Below are 1,967 nucleotides of genomic sequence, written 5' to 3' on the forward strand. Positions count from 1 at the left end.
GCGATGGCAGCGCGCGCCGCTGGACTGGCCGGCGGCCGATGCCGCTCGGTTCGGCGCGGCCGCCGCGGTCGTCGCCGCGTTCGTCGCGTTCTGCGGGCTGCTGGCCTGGAACCGGCGCCGTCGCGCGCCGGCGGTTGCCGTCGCGACGACGACGGACGATGCCGTGCTCGTGGCCTATGCGAGCCAGACCGGCACGGCCGAGGACCTCGCGCGGCGCACCTGGCATTCGCTCGCCGACGCGGGCTGCGCCGCGCGCCTCGTCGCGTTCGACGCACTCGATGCCGCGGCGCTGCGCGGCTGCCGCCGCGCGTTGTTCGTGGTCAGCACGACCGGCGAGGGCGATCCGCCGGACATGGCCGCGGGCTTCGTGCGCCGCCTGCTCGTGCAGTCGCTGCCGCTGCCGGAGCTGCGTTACGGCGTGCTCGCGCTCGGCGACAGCGAGTACGCGAACTTCTGCGGCTTCGGCCGCCGCCTCGACGCGTGGCTGCGCCAGCAGGGGGCTCAGGCATTGTTCGATCGCATCGACGTGGACAATGCCGATCCGGGAACCTTGCGTCATTGGCAGCATCAGGTCGGCGTGATCGCCGGCAGCACCGATGCGCCGGACTGGTCGCCGCCGCGCTACTCGCGCTGGCGTCTGGTTGCGCGGCGCCTGCTCAATCCGGGCAGCGTCGGCGGCGCCTGCTATCTGCTGCGTCTGCAGGCGCCCGACGGCGAGACGCCGGACTGGCAGGCCGGCGACGTCGCCGAGATCGGTCCGCGCCATGCGGCCGATGCGGTCGACGCGCTGCTCGCCCGCTGTGCGATCGACGGCGAGCGCCGCAGCGCCGGCGGCGAACGCCTGGCCGACGCGCTCGCACGGCGGCAATGGCCCGAGCTCTGGCCCGGGCCCGGCATCGACGCCGACGCCTGGCTCGAGACCCTGCCGCCGCTGGCGCATCGCGAATATTCCATCGCATCGATTCCGGCCGACGGCGCCGTCGAGTTGCTCGTGCGCCAGTGGCGCCGCGACGACGGCAGCCTCGGTCTCGGTTCGGGCTGGCTCACGGCACACGCGGCGATCGGCGATGCGGTCGAGCTGCGCTTGCGCCGCAACCGCCAGTTCCACGCGCCGGCCGCCGGGGTTCCGCTGATTCTCGTCGGCAACGGCACCGGCATCGCCGGCCTGCGCGCGCTGCTCAAGGAACGCGCTGCAGCCGGCGTTGCGCGCAACTGGCTGCTGTTCGGCGAGCGCCGGCGCGAACAGGACTTCTTCTTCGCCGACGACATCGCGGCATGGCAGCGCAGCGGCGTGCTCGAACGCGTCGATTTGGCGTTCTCGCGCGATCAGGCCGAACGCGTCTACGTGCAGCAGCGCCTGCGCGAAGCCGCCGGCGCGCTGCGCGTCTGGGTCGCCGCCGGCGCCTGCGTCTACGTCTGCGGCAGCCTGCAGGGCATGGCGCCGGCCGTCGACGAGGAACTACGCGCCGCGCTCGGCGCCGACACGGTCGACGCGCTGATCGAGGCCGGCCGCTACCGGCGCGACGTGTACTGACCAGAGCCTGTCTGCGGCGGGTGCGGGGCAGGGAAGTGCCCGTGTCAGATCTGTCCACCCGGCCCGGCCGGCGTGCGGGTTCCGACTACGCCGGTCGCATCGCTGTGCCGGTAAATACGCCTGCGACAATTATTGCGAATCATTCTTGTTTACTGTTAATCTTCCGTCGATCGCTGGCCGTCGGCGCTTCCGCGCACCGGTGGCTCGCCAGGGGAATCCGATTCCGCCACGCCTACGCGATACCGCCGGCGCGCCGCTATGTGCGAGCCGAATCCTCTTGCTCAGTCAAAAGAACCAGGGACGCCTCATGTCGAATCCTTCCCGCTACATCCGTTCCGCCGCCGCCACGCCGCCGCGCCTGCTGACGACCGCCCTGGGCCTGGCGCTGGTCTCGGCCGCCGCCCCGGCGCTGGCCGACGCGGCCGACGCTTCC

Annotated in this window: 1 protein-coding gene; it reads left to right on the forward strand. The window is 72.6% G+C overall.

The genetic code is table 11. The features are described 5' to 3' along the window. On the forward strand, positions 1-1,534 hold a 1,534-nt coding region (locus NON22_RS23590; protein WP_257389430.1), incomplete at its 5' end, for a sulfite reductase subunit alpha. Positions 1,535-1,967: the final 433 nt, after the last annotated feature.

It is taken from the genome of Tahibacter caeni (genome assembly GCF_024609805.1).
GTDB lineage: Bacteria > Pseudomonadota > Gammaproteobacteria > Xanthomonadales > Rhodanobacteraceae > Tahibacter > Tahibacter caeni.